Source organism: Citrobacter sp. Cpo089 (genome assembly GCF_030332695.1).
Classification (GTDB): domain Bacteria; phylum Pseudomonadota; class Gammaproteobacteria; order Enterobacterales; family Enterobacteriaceae; genus Citrobacter; species Citrobacter portucalensis.
Genome location: NZ_JAOWHJ010000073.1, coordinates 237,748 through 254,681 on the forward strand (window position 1 = coordinate 237,748; position 16,934 = coordinate 254,681).

Below are 16,934 nucleotides of genomic sequence, written 5' to 3' on the forward strand. Positions count from 1 at the left end.
GGGAATTACGCAATGGCCTCACATAAGCGTGATTTCATGTCGCTATACGATTGAGCGGCATACTTTTCAGCCCATATCTGATCGCTAATGTGCTCGATATTTACGGCACAATATTTGGTTTCCGGCGTTTTCGAGATTGGATCGAGGTTATCCTGGGTCAACTCGTTGCATGCACCAATCCACCATTGATAGGTCATATAAACCGTTCCGGAATTGATGCGCTCGGATACATCCGCACGGCTGATGACCTTACCCCGACGCGAGCTGACCCACACCAGATCACGATGACGGATACCGAGTTTTTCGGCATCATGGGTATTGATTTGCACATATCCTGGTTCATCAGCCAACGCTTGTAACGCTGCGCAGTTACCGGTCATAGAGCGACAGGAGTAATGCCCAACCTCACGCACGGTACACAGTACCAGCGGATAATTGTCATCCGGAACTTCTGCGGGCGCTCGCCACGGTGCGGCAAACAGTTTGCCTTTGCCGTTGGCGGTATCAAACTGGCTGTGTGCGTAAAGGTATGGCGTACCAGGACTATCGAGATCCGGGCATGGCCACTGAACATGCCCCATTTCCCCCATTTTCTCATAGGTCACGCCGTAGAACAGTGGGCACAGCTCGCGCATCTCATCCCAGATTTGCTGGTTATTTTGATACTGCATTGGATGGCCCATTTCGCTGGCCAAAAGGCTGATGATCTCCCAGTCACGTTTTACATCAGCGGTGGGTTCAATCGCTTTCTCAAAACGCTGGAAGCCGCGATCGGCGCAGGTAAAGACGCCGCCATGTTCGCCCCATGAGGTGGCGGGCAGGAGAACATCGGCCATTTCCGCTGTCTTAGTCATGAAGATGTCTTGCACGACGATAAAATCGAGCGCGTTAAACCCTTCGCGGACCAGGCCCAGGTCGGCCTCGGTTTGCAGCGGATCCTCTCCCATGATGTAGTAGGCTTTTATTTTGCCTTCGATAGCCAGGTGTGGAACTTCAGTGATGCGCGTTCCAACCTTGTCATCCATCTGATTAACGTCAATGCCCCATGCGCTGGCGAATTTTTCCCTGACTGCGGAATCGGTCACGTCCTGATATCCCGGGAACTGGTTAGGTAGTACCCCCATATCACACGCACCCTGCACGTTATTTTGCCCGCGCACCGGACCAACGCCGACGTTAGGGCGACCCAGATTCCCGGTCAACAACGCCAGGCTCGATAAACCGCGAACCACATCAACAGCCTGACCAAACTGAGTGACGCCCATCCCCCACATTACGGTTGCCGATGGTGCTGCGGCAAATGTACGCATTGCCTGACGAACCTGCTGTGCGGGAACGCCGGTCAAATGTTCAACCGCTTCAGGCGCATAGTCTTTAACGGTTTCCCAGTATGTTTCCAGCCCTTCCGCATGCTTTTGCACATACTCGCGATCGTAGAGTTGCTCTTCGATAAGAACATGACCAAAGGCATTAACCAGAGCCATGTTGCAACCGTTTTTCAACTGCAAATGTTGGTCAGCAATACGAGCGGTTTCAATACGACGTGGGTCGCAGACAATGATTTTTGCGCCGTTCTGGCGAGCTTTAATTACCCGGCGGGCTACGATTGGGTGCGAGTCGGCGCAGTTATAACCAAAGATCAGCAGACATTTTGAGTTTTCAATGTCGCTGATGGAATTGCTCATGGCGCCATTGCCTAACGTTTCTTGTAACCCGGCAACGGAAGGACCGTGACAGACGCGGGCACAACAATCGACATTATTGGTATGAAGTACACCACGTGCGAATTTTTGCATCACGTAGTTAGTTTCATTTCCGGTTCCCCGGGAGGAGCCGGTGGTCATGATGGCGCGAGGACCATAGGTTTTTTTGATTTCAGACAGGCGTTTTGCGGTGTAACGAATGGCTTCATCCCAGCTAACGGGCGTGAATTTGCCACCTTTTTCATAACGGATCATCGGGCGAGTCAGACGGGGAGTCAGGAGGCGAGTGTCGTTAAGAAAGTCCCAACCATAATAGCCTTTCAGGCATAACTGATTTTGGTTCGTTACACCCTCTGCGGCTTCGGCACGGATGATTTTGTTATTTTCGACAACAAGCTTGAGCTTGCACCCGGCCCCACAGTATGGGCAAACACTGGTGATTTTTTTCATCAATAACAGACCTGTTAAATGCTGAAATAGCGCGAATTGTAGACGCAGCCACGCGATAAGCACCGCGGACTACGATTTGTCGTAGCGACGGGTTGTTAAAGCATAAAGTGTGCCAGAAGTGAAAACCCAGCAATAACGGGGGTGACGGCAAAAGCGTCAAGCATAATGACTGACGATTCGACATTAATGACGAGGAGCGGCAAAAATTTAGCCTACCGGTCAGCAGTCATAACCTTATGAAACATCGGAAAAAGATGAAAATATGAAGTGATGACGATCACAAATTTTAATTTTTCAGCGCTATGCTATGCTTTTATACAACGAGTGAATCGTTAATTTAAAAACATAAGTGAGGAAAATTATGGGCATTATTTCATGGGTGGTTTTCGGTCTTATCGCTGGGATTTTGGCAAAATGGATTATGCCGGGTAAAGATGGCGGCGGATTCTTTATGACCATTATCTTAGGGGTTGTCGGTGCGGTAGTGGGTGGCTGGATCAGTACCTTCTTTGGTTTTGGTAAAGTTGATGGTTTCAACTTCGGCAGTTTCGTCGTAGCGGTTATCGGTGCGATTGTGGTGTTGTTTATCTACAGAAAAATCAAAAGCTAAGTAAACATACAGACAATAGAGGCCACTGATAAGTGGCCTTTATTTTGGTTACCACCACCCCAGTTCCGTGCCCAGAACCACGATGATCGCCACGCCAATCATAATAATCGTTGTTTTTTTCATCGTTATGCTCCCGGCGCAGCGTAGCCGCCAATAAAAAACCAGGATAAGAAAACGACAGCGGAAATGAAAATAATGACAGGGAAAATAATACCGAGTCGCATACGATTATCTACCAGAGTTATTTAAAGACGAGCCAGCATAGCAGGGCTTAATGTACGACAAAAGGGGTTTTATCCTGACGCTTTTTATCCTGATACATTGCGCTGTCTGCAAGATGAAGCGCACAGTTTACATCAGTCTCCAGCGGATCAATTTCCACCACACCCAGACTGGCACCAGGATAATACAGATGAATATCACCCAGGTGGTAGTCACCGCAAATCTGCTGTTGCAGCTGATTTTTCACCTGCTGCAGACGCATAAGCTGATCAAGTTCATCTTCCGCTGACAGGCGAACGACTAAAAATTCGTCACCGCCCAGTCGACCGAGAATGTCATTATCACTACATTCACGGAGCAGGCGCTGCCCAATCTGGATCAGGAACTGGTCACCAACCTCGTGGCCAAAGCGGTCATTAATCAGTTTGAAATCATCCAAATCGATATAGGCAACAACTATCTTCTGCCTGAGGTGGCGGGCAAGCGAAAAAAGGGTCTCCAAATTTTCAAAAATTGCGCGCCGGTTCGGTAACCCTGTCAGGGCATCGGTGTAGGAGTGAGCAATCAGCGCGGCGTTCGCTTCACGTAACTGAGCAACCAGCGACTCTTTTTGAATCGACTGGGCGATCAGACCGGCAAACAGATGTAATACTTGTTCTCCACGTTGGCTCAGTGCCTGCTGACGGCGGCTGGTAGCGCAGAGTGTACCGTAAAACGTTCCGTCCGGAAGATGAACGGGAGTACTTAGAAAGGTGGTGATGTCCAGTGCGCGAGCAGCGGTACATTCCGGCCAGCGTGCGGGCACGTTGTCACTGTACAGACAGTTTTCCTCAATCGCGCGTTTGCACAGCGTTTCATCCCACGGCACGGATAGCCCTTCGGGGATCTGCATTTGGCGGCTATTACGCGCATACAGAATATGCTGCAGACGGGCATCCAGATCGACCTTGGTCAGGTAGGTTGATTCCATCTCAGTCACCATCTCCAGCATCTCCAGAAGTTGGCGAACCAGACTCTCAACTGACTGCTCCGTAGCTAAGGATTGTGAGACTCTGGCAAGGATCATGTCCGACATGAGGTGAAATGCTCCTGAGTAATGATTGGGCTGACGTTGCCCGCATGATAGAACATCGAGGTGAAAGATGAAACACGCCATCCAGCTCAGAATGTAAACATAAAATGGATAGCTGACAGGAAAACATGGAGATAGATGGAAAGTCGGGGTAACCTGCCAGGATAAGGTTTTTAACAGGAGTAAATATGAAACTGGCATCTATTTTTTTGCCCGGCTTGCTGGTGCTGGCGGGATGTACCACGGAACCGGAAGCGCCTGTGCCACCGAAAGTTGGCATGGCGAATCCAGCATCGGTGTATTGCGAACAAAAGGGCGGCTCGTTGATTGCGGTGCAGACTCCGCAAGGTGTTAAGTCTGACTGCAAACTACCCAACGGGGAAGTAATTGATGAATGGTCACTCTGGCGTAGAGATCATCCGGCAACGGCCAAGTAATACGCGGTCAGCATTGACGTAGCCACTCAGCGAGCACCAGTGCGTGGTTTTGCTGGGTATTTTTCGCTGCATACAGTAGCGTTAAGGTTTGCTGTCGGGCAATCTCTGCGAGGCGCTTTCCTTCCTGCTGCTGTTGGGCCAGCTCTGCGCGATATTGCTCGGAAAAGTGTGAAAAATCGATCAGTTCTGCGTGGAATGCTTTGCGCAATTCAGAGGATGGCGTCAGCGTTTTGTTCCATTCGTTGAAAGCAAGGTCAGTCTTTTTTATCCCGCGTGGCCACAACCGGTCGACCAACACGCGGTAACCATCACTTTTTTCTGCCGGGTCATACACACGTTTACACTGAATCTTCATCTCTTCATCCGCTCCTTTCAGCTACCGCTCAGGTATTTATCATCAACTTTATTACGGTTAAATAAGATCGTAAAACGTGACCATTATAGCATTTTGCCTGTCCTGACTCCCAATTTAAGGGATTGTGATACCACTAAAAAGTCGGTAGGCTGAGGCTCCTTATGCTGTCCCTTATTGTCAGGACACAAGGAAAGCTTAATGGAAATTTCCCCAATTAAAGATACGCTTCGCATTGCGCTGGTGGGTGATTACAGCCCCGATATTGTGGCGCACCAGGCTATTCCCCTTGCTATCGATGATGCTGCCGCCGTTCTGGAATTAGTGGCTGATTACGACTGGCTAACTACATCTGATATCAACAGCAGTGAGGACTTGATTGGCTATGATGCCATCTGGGTCGTTCCAGGCAGTCCATATCGCCATCTTGAAGGGGCGCTGATAGCGATACGCTACGCGCGTGAAAACAGCATCCCATTCCTGGGTACCTGCGGCGGCTTTCAGCATGCGATTCTGGAGTACGCCCGCAACGTGCTGGGCTGGAGCGATGCCGGCCACGCCGAGATGGACACCACGGGTCGAATGGTGATAGCACCATTGACCTGCTCGCTGGTAGAAAAAACGGATGATATTGAGCTGCGGGCCAATACGCTGATTGCCAAAGCATACGGGCGGGATGTTATCACCGAGGGATATCACTGCAACTATGGCGTATCGGAGGATTTTGCCGCCGAGCTTGAAAGCGGCGATCTTCGGGTGACCGGTTGGGATGAGGTTGGTGATATTCGTGCCATTGAGCTGGTGACGCATCCATTTTATGTTGGCACGCTCTTTCAACATGAACGCGGAGCGCTGGCGGGAAAACCCGTGCCGTTAGTTCAGGCGATGCTGCGCGCCGCGCGCGGATAAAAAAACGGGCAGGTTGTTCACGAACCTGCCCTGTGCATTATGCGCTCGCGATCTCCCGATTGCGCCCCGCGCACAAACCAAATACCGCCATCAGCATCGCTAACACGGCGACCCCGCCAAGAGGAATCAGCCAGCTATCGTTGAGGTCGTGAATTTTCCCCATCAGTGGTGGTCCGCAGGCCGCCAGTAAATATCCGACAGACTGTGCCATGCCGGAGAGGGCAGCAGCCTGATGCGCTGAGCTTGCGCGCAGGCCAATAAAGGTCAAGCCGAGGATCATCGTCGCGCCCGAGCCAAAGCCAAACAGGATGGTCCATAGCAATGCCTGGTCGGGCATTATGGCGAATCCCGCCGCGCCGACGGCGCACATTAATGAAACCAGAGCGGCGATGGCGCGCTGATCCTTAAATCTGTTCAGGACGAGAGGAATCAATAATCCCGGCGCGGCGGTCGCCAGCTGCAGTAAACCATGCAGTGAACCGGCCTGCGACTCGCTGTAGCCGTGACTGATCAAAATAGCGGGCAGCCAGCCGATGATGACGTAGTAGATAAGCGAATTGATCCCCAGAAACAGCGTCACCTGCCAGGCGAGGCTGGAGCGCCAGATCGCGCGGGAATGCAGCGCGCGCGAGTTGCTCAAGCTGGCATTGGCCGTCTGGCGGCATTGGGGTAACCAGATAATCAGCGCCAGTAGCGGAAAGGCCATCAGTACCATCAGCGCACCGCGCCAGCCAAACCCGTTCAACGCCAGCGGTACCACAATGGCGGAACCCAGTGCCGCTGCCGCGCCCATGGTCAGCGAGTATGCGCCAGTGAGTTTCGCCACATGCTGAGCAAAATCACGCTTAATCAGTCCGGGTAAAAGCACATTGCCCAAGGCGATTCCGCAACCAATGATCGCGGTGCCGCTAAACAGGAACCCTGGTGAGGGCAGCGAACGTATCGCAATACCAGCGCAAATCAGTAGCATAGCGACACACAAGCTGCGTTCGATACCCCAACGGCGCGCAACGGCGGCAGCCAGAGGTGAAACCAGTGCGAAAGCCAGCAGTGGCAGGGTGGTCAGAAGCCCCGTCTGGGCAGTGCTCAGTCCGTAGTCGGCGCGAATTGCATCCAGCAACGGGGCAGCTCCGGTAAAGGTGACGCGCAATGTGGTGGCAATCATCAGGATCCCCGCGATCAGCAACGCTGCGTTCTTGCCACGGGAGGAAGGAGTACTTGTCATTTTTTTCTCATATCGTCAGGCGAGGCGATACCTTAGCGTTTTTACACAATGGATGAATCAAGCTAAAATGACAGTTTATCGCTTAAATCGGACATTTTTATGTTAGGACTGAGGCTGGATGGATATGAACCGGATCTTCACAACGATGCGGCCGTGGCGTTTTGTATTCAGGCCCGGGAAGATGAACTTTTTAGTCCGCTGCATCATCACCGTAAAGGCCAGTTGATTCTGGCGTTGCATGGCGCGATCACTTGTGAGGTTGAAAATGCTATGTGGATGGTGCCCCCGCAATATGCGGTGTGGATCCCCGGTGAAATTCCACACAGCAACCACGTTACCGTTGGCGCACAATTATGCTTTTTGTTTATTGAGCCGCAGGCCGTCGTGATGCCCGATCGTTGCTGCACGCTGAAAATTGCTCCGTTGTGCCGGGAGCTTATTCTGGCGCTGGCATCCAAAACGGATGCCCAACGGCTGGAGCCGGCAACCCAGCGGCTGACGCAGGTGTTGTTTGATGAACTGCCGCAGCAACCCCAGGAGCAAATGCAGTTGCCGGTTTCCGATCACCCGAAAATTCGCAGAATGGTCGCAACGATGGCGAGAGAGCCTGCACAATGGCAGACGTTGGGACAATGGGCCAGCGTATTTGCGATGAGTGAACGTAACCTTGCTCGCCTGGTCGTCAAAGAAACGGGGTTGAGTTTTCGCCGCTGGCGTCACCAGCTCCAGCTGATTCTGGCGCTGCAGGCGTTAATTGATGGTCGCAATGTACAACAGGTCGCGCAAATGCTCGGGTACGATTCGACCACGGCATTTATCACTATGTTCAAAAAAGGCCTGGGACAGACACCAGGCCGTTATCTGAACGGGCTGGCTACTGCTTCCCAACAATCAATGAGACCAGACCTGCCGCAATAAGCGGCCCCACTGGCACACCGCGAAACAGCGCCACGCCCAGTACCGTGCCCACCAGTAAACCAGCAACAAGCTGAGGCTGGCTGCCCATTAGCGTAACGCCGCGTCCGCCAAGCCAGGAGACAAATACCCCAACGGCAATAGCAACCAGTGATTTCCAGTTCACAAAGGAGTGGATGAGCGTGGAGGGCGGTAGCGTTCCGCTGGCGATCGGCGCCATGACGCCAATGGTCAGAATTATAATCCCGACGGTTAGGCCCTGTTTTTCAATCCAGGGAAAGAAGGTATTCAGAGGGGTAACACGGACAATAATCAGCACCAGAATTGAAACAGCGACTGTGGTGTTGTGGCTGACAAAGCCCAGAGCTGCCAGTCCGAGCAGGATCAGCAGAGTGACATCAAACATCGTAGTTTCCTTGCCAAAAGAAAAAATAAGCCTGCTTACTGTACGCGTAAACGCGTGACGGAACAGGCTTTTTTTAATGATTATGATTTTTTTTGGGCTAACGCACGAAGCGATGTTTTTTACTGCTAACTTGGGCAGTTATTGTGCTCTGCGGAACGGGATTAATTCCGGTTTCGCGATGCGCAGGTAATCTGCGGTATCCATGATCACGGATTTTTCCAGCATTCCGGCATTGAACGCAATTTCATTAAAACGCTCAAACAACAGCGGGTCGGCGACCAGCTTGAGATTCGGATGAAAACTGAACGGTGGGATAGCACCAAATACGCAGCCTGTTAGTTCATCTACCTCCGCCGGGCTGGCAAGTGACGCTCTCAACCCGCCAATATGGCTGGCCAACAGGCTCAGGTCCGCCTGCTGATCGGCAGAGAGGATCGCCAGAACATGCTGATTGACGCCGTTGCCTTTTACTTTGCAGACCAGCGCTTTTGCACCCTGACCCAGTGCGGTACCGCGAATTTCAGAGACAGCTTCACATTTGCCTACGGCTTCATGGCTGACTACGCGGTAGGTCGCACCGTGTTCTGACAACAGGGAGATTAACCGCTGGTGCGTTGCGTTACCTTTGTTTACTTCCGTCATGACTTACTCCTGGTACAACAATGAAAATCCTGTCAGAAAAATGATTACGCATCGGTGCGTTTTTTCTGTTTGTTCAGGTAGAGCTGTGCATCAGATGCTTTGTAGGCATCATCAATGGTGTCGTTTGGCTGCATATTATAAATTCCGACAGAGAAGCTGATTGATCTATCTTGCGCAATAATTTGTAAGTTATAGCGAATCCTCTCCAGCAGGCGGGGCGTTAATTCACTGGGGTGATCGATGAGGATAATGCAAAACTCATCGCCACCGAGGCGGATGGCATAGTCGCTTTTGCGAATGGACGTTTGAATAGCTTTGGCCAAAATGGTGATAATGCGATCGCCTTCCTTATGCCCCAACGTATCATTAATAACTTTTAGTTTGTCGCAATCAATGGCGATAAAGGTCACGAGCGTTCCCGTGTTCACCAACTGTTGCAAACGCTGCTCAAGCGCTGGCGTTAAAATTTTACGGTTGTAGAGCCCGGTCATCGCGTCACTGACATTTTCCCGTGTGACGTTGTGATACAAACGAAAATGCGTTCTGACCATATTCAACAGCAATATCGTTGCCAGTAGATAGAACGCGAATATCTTCCAGGACGAGACAATAAAGTACATAACATCAAGTGAGAGGGTGATACGTATACCGCCAGGTATGTCCTTCTCATAGTGAACATAGCGGAACAGATCGGTTTCACTTTTATGAACGAGGATCTCTTTACCTGAACTGGTATCAGAGACGGTTACGTTAAGATAACGCCAGACGAGAGGGCGGTCGCTGGTATAGAAAATATTCTGTAAATTCTCTTTGTTAATATCCACCATCACCACGCCTTTTAGCTTATTGGCGTAGTAAACCGGTGTTAAAAAGCTCATCACCTTTTTCTCGGTCAGGTTATCTTCATAAATACTGGAGATCACCGTGCGGCCAGTAAAAATACCGTCAATATCATTCTGGTCGATTCCCAGCGTGCCTTTTTGCAAAAACGACCAGTTGTGTATCGCAAATTTCCGCGAGTCGATCAGGTCATAGAAATAGACGTAGTTATTTTTAAGATCGACGTAATATCGAAATTTATACTCCAGCGTCCCTAATCCCTGACCGTAATCTTTCTGCTGGCGATTAACATTGACCGCCCGGTCAAAAGAGGGCAGCAGAAAAATGTCATCAAGTTGTTCGCTACATTTTGTTGAGGTGGTCTGCAACGTACCGTGTAATGGCAGATAGTTGCGCTTAGTGAGATTGAGCCCATGAGTGCCGTTCACGCTGTCAAAAGCGTTGTAAAGTACTTTTTGCTGTTCGAGAGAAGCAGGCCCCTGAGGGGACGAAAATGTGCGCATCAGATGGGCTGCGATGCTCTGATTTGTGTACTTATCATAGAGAAACGAGGAGTCGGCTTTCTCATTGATATAGCGCATGTACGCATTCATTGCTTTATCGCTGGCAATGAGCTCATAAACCAAAAAAGAAGATGTCAAAACAATTACGCTGACGGAGATAAAGATCCTGAGCGCTTTATGATGCAATTTCATAATGATTTACAGCCCTGTAAGTCTGATACTTCAGTCTATCACAGGGCATACATCCGCTCTAACGCTACGGGCAAGGACATTTTGTAATAAAAATCATTCGCGCGCTTCACCTTTAACTCTTAATGTTGTATTTATAATGCAACTTATAGAAAGGAGACAGGCCAATGAGCGCGACTGAAAAAGCGGGTCATACATTTTTAGCCAGCCTGGGCAAAACCCGTCTGCGTCCGGGCGGCGTTGAAGCAACCGAATGGTTGTTTAGCCAGTCACAGCTGACGCCCGGCAGCCAGGTACTTGAAGTGGCGTGCAACATGGCCACGACGGCGATAGAGTTAGTTCAACGCTATGGCTGTACCGTATACGCCATTGATATGGATAAAACCGCACTGTCAAATGCAAGGAATAACGTAGCGGCAAATGGTCTGGAAAATCATATTCATGTGATGGCTGCTAACGCCAACACTCTTCCTTTTGCGGATAACAGTTTCGATGTTGTGATTAACGAAGCCATGCTGACAATGTATGCCGATAAAGCGAAGGCGAAGTTAATTGCCGAATATTATCGCGTGTTGAAGCCCGGTGGGCGTCTGCTCACCCACGACATTATGTTCACCGCCCAGAAACTGGGCGCGGGCGATCAGGGCCAGCTTGTCGATGTGGTGAAATCAAACGTTAGTCCAATGACCAGACAAGGCTGGCGTGATTTATTTCTTAACTGCGGGTTCGAACAGGTCCTGCAACAGAATGGCAACATGTCGCTGATGTCGCCGCGCGGATTAGTTCGTGATGAAGGGCTTACGGGGGCGGTAAAAATTGTGTTTAACGGCTTACGCACGAGCGAAAATCGTCGTTGTTTCCTGAAAATGTTTCGCTTCTTCCGTTCGCAACGTCATCAACTCAATTACATTGCCTGCTGCTCTGTAAAGGGAAAATAAAAAGGATAAACGGATGAATATTGATAAGATGAAAAATCAGCACCCGTAAAAAATCAGCCAGAGAAGATAACCTCTGGCTGATTTGTTTAGGTGATTAACTATTGCTGGTCGTACTTTGTTTATGAAACAGTTCGCGGAATACCGGGTAAATATCATCCTGATCGCGAATATGTTGCATCGCAAAGTTATCAAAAGTTGATTGCAGATGTTCGTATTCACGCCACAAGGTTTGGTGAGCGCGGCGAGTGATTTCGATATAGCTGTAATAGCGTACCACTGGCAGCAGTTTTTTCGCCAAAATCTCATGACATAGCGGTGAATCATCAGCCCAGTTATCACCGTCCGATGCCTGTGCAGCATAGATGTTCCATTGGGCAGGGTTGTAGCGATCTTTCACCACTTCATCCATTAACTTCAGCGCACTGGAGACAATGGTTCCCCCGGTTTCCTGAGAGTAGAAGAACTCGTGCTCATCCACTTCTTTCGCCTGGGTATGGTGGCGAATATAAACCACCTCCACGTTCTTATAGGTCCGGCTTAAGAACAAATACAGCAGGATATAAAAACGTTTAGCCATATCTTTGGTCGACTGATCCATTGAACCAGAGACGTCCATCAGGCAGAACATCACCGCCTGGCTGGAAGGGTCGGGGCGTTTTTCATAATTCTTGTAGCGTAAATCAAAGGTGTCGATAAATGGCACGCGTTCGATTTTTGCCCGTAGTTCGGCAATCTCTTTGCGTAACCGTTCCTCTTCCAGCAACTGCGCTGGTTCGCTTTTCGCGATGGTTTCCAGATCCGCTTCGAGAGCATGCAGTTCGCGACGCTTACCCGCTGTCATCGCCGTGCGGCGCGCCAGTGAGTTTTGCAGGGATCGCACCACGCTGATGTTGGCAGGCACACCGTTAGAGGTAAAACCTGCCCGGTGCGTTTTGTACTCCGTTAACTGACGCTGCTGATTCTGCTTCAGGTTAGGAAGTGCTAAATCTTCGAACAACAGATCGAGATATTCATCTTTAGAGATCTGAAAGACGAACTCATCCTGACCCTCACCATCCTGGCTGGCCTGGCCTTGTCCGCTTCCTGAACCGCCACCGCCGCCCTGTGGGCGTTCAATGCGGTCATTCTGCACAAAATGGTCGTTACCCGGATGCACGCGATGGCGCAGACCACCACGTCCCTGATGAAACATTGGTTCGCTAATATCATCAGTCGGAATAGAGACAGATTCGCCGCTATCCACATCAGTCACCGAACGCTTGTTAATGGCCTCGGAGATCGACTGTTTAATTTGCGATTTATAACGGCGTAAGAAGCGCTGGCGGTTTACCGTGCTCTTGTTTTTGCCGTTAAGACGCCGGTCAATAAACCAGGTCATAAGCCCCCCGTACTGCCAACTGTTCGCCATGTCTGTAAGTGCCGGATGGCGCTGGCGCTATCCGGCCTACGGAACATTGTTTTGCAAGCCCGGTAAGGCATGCGCCACCGGGCACTTATGTTAAGACGATTTACGTACGCGCAAATACCATTCGCACAGTAAACGCACCTGTTTACGCGTGTAGCCTTTTTCCATCATACGGTCGACAAAATCGTCGTGTTTTTTCTGCTCGTCAGTCGAGGTTTTAGCATTGAACGAAATGACCGGCAGCAACTCCTCGGTATTGGAGAACATTTTCTTCTCAATAACCGTGCGTAGTTTTTCGTAACTGGTCCAGTTTGGATTGCGACCGCTGTTATTCGCTCTGGCACGCAGAACAAAGTTGACGATCTCGTTACGGAAATCTTTCGGGTTACTGATACCCGCCGGCTTCTCAATTTTCTCCAGTTCTGAGTTCAGCGACTCGCGGTCAAACAGCTGACCGGTATCCGGGTCGCGATACTCCTGATCCTGAATCCAGAAATCCGCATAAGTGACATAACGGTCGAAAATGTTCTGTCCGTATTCGGAATAGGATTCGAGATAAGCCGTCTGGATCTCTTTGCCGATGAATTCAGCATATTTCGGGATCAAATAGCCTTTCAGGAACTCAAGATAACGCTCAGCTTGCTCCTGCGGGAACTGTTCACGTTCGATTTGCTGCTCCAGTACGTAAAACAGATGTACCGGGTTAGCTGCCACTTCGGCATGGTCAAAGTTAAAGACGCGAGAGAGGATCTTAAACGCGAAACGCGTGGACAGACCGTTCATTCCCTCATCAACCCCGGCGTAATCCCGATACTCCTGATAGGATTTCGCTTTCGGATCGGTATCTTTCAGGCTTTCGCCATCGTAAACGCGCATCTTCGAATAAATGCTCGAGTTCTCAGGTTCTTTCAGGCGAGAAAGAATGGTAAAGCGAGAGAGCGTTTCCAGCGTGCCCGGTGCGCAAGGCGCATGGGTCAGCTCACTGTGGTTAAGCAGTTTTTCGTAAATTTTGATCTCTTCAGAGATCCGCAGGCAATAAGGCACTTTGACGATGTAAACACGGTCAAGGAACGCCTCATTGTTTTTGTTATTACGGAACGTTACCCATTCGGACTCGTTCGAGTGGGCAAGAATAATCCCGTTAAACGGCAGGGCAGAGATACCTTCTGTCCCGTTGTAGTTTCCTTCCTGGGTGGCGGTCAGCAGAGGATGCAGCACTTTAATCGGTGCTTTAAACATCTCAACGAATTCCATAATCCCCTGGTTTGAGCGGCACAGTGCCCCCGAATAACCGTAGGCATCAGGATCGTTCTGGGCGTGGTGTTCGAGTTTACGAATATCCACTTTCCCGACCAGCGCAGAAATATCCTGGTTGTTTTCATCACCAGGCTCCGTTTTGGCGATAGCGATCTGCTCCAGAATAGACGGCCAGACTTTGACGACGCGGAATTTTGTAATGTCCCCGCCAAAATCGTGCAGACGTTTCGCAGCCCAGGGCGACATGATCGTACCGAGATAGCGACGCGGGATCCCATACTCTTTTTCCAGGATCTGCGCGTCCTCCTGCGGATTAAACAGGCATAACGGATGATCGTTGACCGGGCTACGTTCGCCATTGGCACTCAGGACATAAATTGGTACTCTCTGCATCAGCGACTTCAGCCGCTCAGCAAGAGATGATTTCCCCCCTCCCACAGGCCCCAGCAGATACAGAATCTGCTTCTTCTCTTCCAGACCCTGAGCCGCATGTTTCAAATAAGAAACAATTTGCTCAATGGCGTCTTCCATGCCGTAAAACTCTTCAAAGGCGGGATAGCGTGCAATTACCCGATTCGAAAAGAGTCGAGAAAGTCGAGGTTCGTGGGCAGTGTCGACCATGACAGGCTCACCAATAGCCATTAATAGCCGCTCTGCCGCGTTGGCATAAGCACTGCGATCTTGCCGACAAGTGGTAAGAAACTCCTGCAGCGTGAACTCTTCGTCCTTGGCAGCTTCATAACGCTGGCGATAGTGATCGAATATATTCATGGTATGCCGTCCTTTCGTTTTTTAGCACATGTTAAGAGCCGTTCATATGAATAGTAGAGGCCCCTGAAGAGGTAAACTGAACGACGTCGCTGCTGAGGAAATAAGCAACTCTCATGCCATTTTAGTGGTCAGGAGATCAACGTATTCGGTGATACACCTTCTAAAATTAAGCGTAGATGGCATTTGCAAAACTTGCCTGTGTGCGCAAATGAATTTCAATGGCATATCAATAACTCATCAGCAAAAAAAGCACATCTTATGTAAAGAATTGGAGCGGGATTCATGCGGTGTTCATCGTCCTGCAAGCAAAATGTCATCACTCGCTGAGAAATTAGGGGGTTACATTCTGGGGCGAATACGTAAAATAGTTGGGCTGAAGCGTATTGGCGGTTACACTTTGACCGCTACACATTTGAATAAGGAATTATGGATTGTGACCAAACTCAAACTTCTGGCACTTAGCGTCCTTGCCGCAACCGCAGTTAGCACCGCACAGGCTGAAAGCCAGTGGACTGTTGGCGCGGGTGTCGGCGTGATTAACAGCCCATACAAACAGTATGACCGCGATGTTTACCCTGTTCCGGTTGTCACCTATGAAGGCGATAATGTGTGGTTCCACGGCTTGGGTGGCGGTTACTATTTGTGGAATGACACGACAGATAAGCTTTCCATCATGGCGTACTATGATCCGACGCATTTCAAGCCAGGTGATAGCGATAGCCATGCTTTGCGCCAACTCGACAAGCGTAAAAGCAGCATGATGGCTGGCCTCTCGTATGTACATAACACTCAGTATGGTTTCCTGCGTACTGCACTGGCGGGTGATACTCTGGATAACAGCAACGGCTTTATCTGGGATCTGGCCTGGCTCTACCGTTACACTAATGGTGGGCTGACTCTGACGCCGGGTATCGGTGTGCAGTACAGCAGCGAAAACTACAACGACTATTATTATGGCGTGTCCAATCACGAGTCTCGCCGCAGTGGTCTGAAAAGCTACAACGCTGACGATGGATGGGATCCGTACCTGGAGTTGACCGCGAGCTATAACTTCCTTGGCAACTGGAACGTATACGGCACTGGCCGTTATGTGCGTTTGAGTGATGAAGTGAAAGACAGCCCGATGGTCGATAAGTCCTGGTCTGGCATCTTCTCGGTGGGTGTAACCTACAAGTTCTGATACTAATGCGCGTCAAACACTAGCCCGCATCAGTGCGGGCTTTTTTGTGCTTGACGGAGATGAATATTGATCTAAAACATGAAATTTGATTTTTTGTGCTGTTTTGGCATTCTGTCAGGCTACAACGAATTTTTAACGTATTATTCCTGTCGCTGTTACTAAAAATATACTTGCTATTTTATTAGCCTGTTATCTATTCATTTTTGAACGAAATAAAGTCGTGATGGTTTAGCAAATCATTGTCATGAAGTAATGGTTTGTAGCTATTCAATGCGTTGATAATACTAAAATTTACGATCGAGGTAAGCGTAATTTTCTTATTGTTAAGCGCAATGAAAATTATTTATAACTCTTTTAGCATGTTTATCTCATGGCGAAAGTTAACTTTCATGTGAAAAAAACAAAAATTAATCGATTGATTTTAATTTTACATCTTTAGGTGTTTATCTGAAAAAATTAAAATTGACATTAAATATTCCATTGCAGATATTAAGTAAACTTTAAAGTAGCGACAGCAACTCTTCATGGCATTAAATATAATACGCCATGTGGATATTTTGAGAATAAACCTGGTATATATAATGAAAAAGTTAATCATGATAGCTGTGATGGGCGGGATTCTGGCTGGTTGTTCCACCGAGGCTTCACGCATGAATGCTTGCGAAAGTAAGGGTGTGAGCCGTGATGCCTGTTATGTTGCGGAGCAAAACCGTCAGGCGACAATCAATGCTGCCGCTGAAAAACAGGCTATGGAAAACGCGCAAAACGTGTATGGCACAAATGATACTAATTCCAGCCATCACCACAAACACGATAAGTATTAAGGTGTAACGGGTAATGACTCCAACTTATTGATAGTGTTTTATGTTCAGATAATGCCCGATGACTTTGTCATGCAGCTCCACCGA

Annotated in this window: 18 protein-coding genes and 1 pseudogene; 7 read left to right on the top strand and 12 right to left on the bottom strand. The window is 49.4% G+C overall.

Annotation, left to right across the window (positions count from 1 at the left end):
- Positions 1–5: 5 nt before the first annotated feature.
- On the bottom strand, positions 6–2,153 hold the full coding sequence (gene fdhF, locus OGX92_RS20990) for a formate dehydrogenase subunit alpha (protein WP_286587020.1): 2,148 nt from the start codon (positions 2,151–2,153) through the stop codon (positions 6–8).
- Between the two features lie 361 nt (positions 2,154–2,514).
- Here fdhF and OGX92_RS20995 point away from each other — a divergent pair, with 361 nt between their 5' ends.
- A complete protein-coding gene (locus tag OGX92_RS20995) occupies positions 2,515–2,763 on the top strand; it encodes a GlsB/YeaQ/YmgE family stress response membrane protein (protein WP_003832440.1) in 249 nt (82 codons plus the stop codon).
- A 48-nt stretch (positions 2,764–2,811) separates the two neighbouring features.
- Here OGX92_RS20995 and yoaJ read toward each other — a convergent pair whose 3' ends face one another.
- The 3 genes from yoaJ to OGX92_RS21010 are packed head-to-tail and all read right to left on the bottom strand — an operon-like array spanning position 2,812 to position 4,060.
- A complete protein-coding gene (gene yoaJ / locus OGX92_RS21000; RefSeq protein WP_095533175.1) occupies positions 2,812–2,886 on the bottom strand; it encodes a protein YoaJ in 75 nt (24 codons plus the stop codon).
- A 2-nt stretch (positions 2,887–2,888) separates the two neighbouring features.
- On the bottom strand, positions 2,889–2,987 hold the full coding sequence (locus OGX92_RS21005) for a YoaK family small membrane protein (RefSeq protein WP_032941789.1): 99 nt from the start codon (positions 2,985–2,987) through the stop codon (positions 2,889–2,891).
- 47 nt (positions 2,988–3,034) lie between these two features.
- The gene (locus OGX92_RS21010; RefSeq protein WP_003832442.1) at positions 3,035–4,060 is read right to left on the bottom strand and encodes a sensor domain-containing diguanylate cyclase; all 1,026 of its coding nucleotides are present in this window, start codon (positions 4,058–4,060) and stop codon (positions 3,035–3,037) included.
- Between the two features lie 185 nt (positions 4,061–4,245).
- Between OGX92_RS21010 and OGX92_RS21015 the strand changes: the two genes are divergently transcribed.
- Positions 4,246–4,494: a putative hemolysin gene (locus OGX92_RS21015; RefSeq protein WP_003832443.1), complete on the top strand. Its 249-nt coding sequence runs from the start codon at positions 4,246–4,248 to the stop codon at positions 4,492–4,494.
- Positions 4,495–4,501: 7 nt separating this feature from the next.
- Here the strand turns inward: OGX92_RS21015 and OGX92_RS21020 are convergent, their stop codons facing one another.
- The gene (locus tag OGX92_RS21020) at positions 4,502–4,849 is read right to left on the bottom strand and encodes a DUF488 domain-containing protein (protein ID WP_003832445.1); all 348 of its coding nucleotides are present in this window, start codon (positions 4,847–4,849) and stop codon (positions 4,502–4,504) included.
- Between the two features lie 198 nt (positions 4,850–5,047).
- On the opposite strand from OGX92_RS21020, the gene OGX92_RS21025 reads away from it, so the two are divergent.
- Positions 5,048–5,755, top strand: coding sequence for a CTP synthase C-terminal region-related (seleno)protein (locus tag OGX92_RS21025; protein ID WP_149335795.1), 708 nt, complete (start codon positions 5,048–5,050; stop codon positions 5,753–5,755).
- Positions 5,756–5,792: 37 nt separating this feature from the next.
- On the opposite strand, the gene OGX92_RS21030 is transcribed toward OGX92_RS21025, so the two are convergent.
- Positions 5,793–6,980: a CynX/NimT family MFS transporter gene (locus tag OGX92_RS21030; protein WP_286587021.1), complete on the bottom strand. Its 1,188-nt coding sequence runs from the start codon at positions 6,978–6,980 to the stop codon at positions 5,793–5,795.
- A gap of 99 nt (positions 6,981–7,079) precedes the next feature.
- On the opposite strand from OGX92_RS21030, the pseudogene OGX92_RS21035 reads away from it, so the two are divergent.
- Positions 7,080–7,878 (top strand): annotated as a pseudogene (locus OGX92_RS21035) (AraC family transcriptional regulator).
- Here the strand turns inward: OGX92_RS21035 and OGX92_RS21040 are convergent.
- The 3 genes from OGX92_RS21040 to dgcJ all read right to left on the bottom strand — a co-directional run bounded on the left by OGX92_RS21040 (position 7,855) and on the right by dgcJ (position 10,478).
- Positions 7,855–8,301 (bottom strand): DUF441 domain-containing protein, encoded by a 447-nt coding sequence (locus OGX92_RS21040; protein ID WP_003832453.1) that lies wholly within the window; start codon positions 8,299–8,301, stop codon positions 7,855–7,857. The pseudogene OGX92_RS21035 and the gene OGX92_RS21040 overlap by 24 nt on opposite strands.
- Positions 8,302–8,439: 138 nt before the next feature.
- Positions 8,440–8,943 (bottom strand): YbaK/prolyl-tRNA synthetase associated domain-containing protein, encoded by a 504-nt coding sequence (locus tag OGX92_RS21045; protein ID WP_126318388.1) that lies wholly within the window; start codon positions 8,941–8,943, stop codon positions 8,440–8,442.
- A gap of 44 nt (positions 8,944–8,987) precedes the next feature.
- Positions 8,988–10,478 (bottom strand): diguanylate cyclase DgcJ, encoded by a 1,491-nt coding sequence (dgcJ, locus tag OGX92_RS21050; protein ID WP_286587022.1) that lies wholly within the window; start codon positions 10,476–10,478, stop codon positions 8,988–8,990.
- A 164-nt stretch (positions 10,479–10,642) separates the two neighbouring features.
- On the opposite strand from dgcJ, the gene OGX92_RS21055 reads away from it, so the two are divergent.
- Positions 10,643–11,413 (top strand): class I SAM-dependent methyltransferase, encoded by a 771-nt coding sequence (locus OGX92_RS21055; RefSeq protein ID WP_286587023.1) that lies wholly within the window; start codon positions 10,643–10,645, stop codon positions 11,411–11,413.
- 94 nt (positions 11,414–11,507) lie between these two features.
- Here the strand turns inward: OGX92_RS21055 and OGX92_RS21060 are convergent, their stop codons facing one another.
- Together OGX92_RS21060 and yeaG are read right to left on the bottom strand one after the other, a co-directional pair.
- Positions 11,508–12,791: a YeaH/YhbH family protein gene (locus tag OGX92_RS21060; protein WP_003832459.1), complete on the bottom strand. Its 1,284-nt coding sequence runs from the start codon at positions 12,789–12,791 to the stop codon at positions 11,508–11,510.
- A gap of 120 nt (positions 12,792–12,911) precedes the next feature.
- Entirely contained in the window at positions 12,912–14,846 is a 1,935-nt protein-coding gene (yeaG, locus tag OGX92_RS21065; RefSeq protein WP_003030707.1) for a protein kinase YeaG, read from the bottom strand.
- A 433-nt stretch (positions 14,847–15,279) separates the two neighbouring features.
- On the opposite strand from yeaG, the gene OGX92_RS21070 reads away from it, so the two are divergent.
- Positions 15,280–16,026, top strand: coding sequence for a MipA/OmpV family protein (locus OGX92_RS21070; RefSeq protein WP_063941476.1), 747 nt, complete (start codon positions 15,280–15,282; stop codon positions 16,024–16,026).
- Positions 16,027–16,607: 581 nt separating this feature from the next.
- Entirely contained in the window at positions 16,608–16,850 is a 243-nt protein-coding gene (locus tag OGX92_RS21075; RefSeq protein ID WP_032934433.1) for a hypothetical protein, read from the top strand.
- Positions 16,851–16,874: 24 nt separating this feature from the next.
- Here OGX92_RS21075 and OGX92_RS23510 read toward each other — a convergent pair.
- Positions 16,875–16,934 (bottom strand): IS1 family transposase (locus OGX92_RS23510; protein ID WP_071528444.1); only part of this gene is annotated, 60 nt, incomplete at its 5' end.